This window comes from Mesorhizobium sp. B2-3-14, from assembly GCF_006442175.1.
Taxonomy (GTDB): Bacteria; Pseudomonadota; Alphaproteobacteria; order Rhizobiales; family Rhizobiaceae; genus Mesorhizobium; species Mesorhizobium australicum.
Genome location: NZ_VFVP01000023.1, coordinates 1 through 1,340 on the forward strand (window position 1 = coordinate 1; position 1,340 = coordinate 1,340).

Here is a 1,340-nt window from a genome sequence, read left to right on the forward strand (position 1 = left end):
CGGCGCACCGCCCTCGTTCGTGAGGCGTATATAGTCGCCACCAACCAAAACTGTCAACACCGTTCCCAAATGTTTTTTCGATTTATCGTGGAGATATCCACGGGGCTGAAATTCGTGAGTTGGCTAGGCTGAATTCCCCCGTCGCTTTCAACGGTTGTTTATGCGTGGGTTTCCACTTTGACCCGACGCCTGGCATGCTTCGCTTTGAAGACTGCTGCCCGCCCACGGACCTCGCCCGAGCGGCTTTCAGCGCCGATTCTCCAGCAATTCCGGTGATGTTCCGACCCGCGTAGAAGATGCCTGGGATCAGCACCTGCTCATCCTTGATCGCGAAGGCAATGCTGACCGCCCGCCGACAACCAACAATCCGCGGCCCAGGCATGATCTCGAGCCGCTCAGTGCCTCGCTGTGGAAAAGTCGCTAAGCCGAGACAATGGTTCCTGGATACCACGACAAAATTCCAGGCGATTGCTGGCGACGGCCGCTCGGCTATGCCGTCGTAGAGCTGTTGGAGTTCGGCTTGTGCTGCGGGATGAAAGACGATCCGATATTCCGTTCGTAATAGGCCTTCGCCTGCTTCGCGCGATGGCGCGCTTCGAGGCTGGAAAAGACCGTTTCGGCTGGAATTCCCTTCGTCGGATTCTGCTGGAGCCGCCAGGCGTGCGGGAATTTCCTCGCGCAACCACTTTTGCCGCTCCGCCTCGAAGTCATCGAGCATGCGTAGGCCGGCGCGGACAACCTCGCTGGCATTGTTGTAGCGGTCTGATTCGAGTTGCCGCTTGATGAATTGCTCATGGTGGTCGTTCAAAGCGTAATTGGGCATGGCACCTCCTGGAAGATATTATGTGGCAGAGGAGTATTCTGCCGCCTCGAACGCGTTTCACCGTCACCACGCGCTCAAGCGGGGTCACCCGATCCGGCAGAATTGAAATAACGATTGGGACAGTTCTGTGGAGCGGAGGGCCGCAGCCCGTGCTACCGGCATCCGAAAGCATGTGAGGAGACCAGCTGAGTTAAAGCCCAACCGGCCAATCTGTTCATGCTTGGCGGCCATCGATCTTGAACCCCGTCCCCATGGCCTTCGCTGATTTGATTTGTCCCGCGCGTCGGCGGCGCCTTTTTGCCGGTCCTGAACAGAGTGGATCGACTCCACGGCGATCCGGATAGGCAACGGTCCGCCGATTTGGACTCTGGCGGCCGTTTTCTTTGTGAGGTTTTGTTGGCTTGGTTTGGGGGGCTGATGGGTTCGAATTTCTGTGCGGAGAGATCGGAACGCGAACGGCCCGCCGGCATAGAGCCAGGCGGGCCGTTTTGTTTGGTTGCGGGGACAGGATTTGAAC

The 1,340-nt window shown here is 58.1% G+C and carries 1 pseudogene; it reads right to left on the reverse strand.

The window, feature by feature from the left end:
- Nucleotides 1-564 precede the first annotated feature (564 nt).
- A pseudogene (locus FJ950_RS29390) lies at nucleotides 565-823 on the reverse strand (type II toxin-antitoxin system ParD family antitoxin); the annotation flags it as partial.
- Nucleotides 824-1,340: the final 517 nt, after the last annotated feature.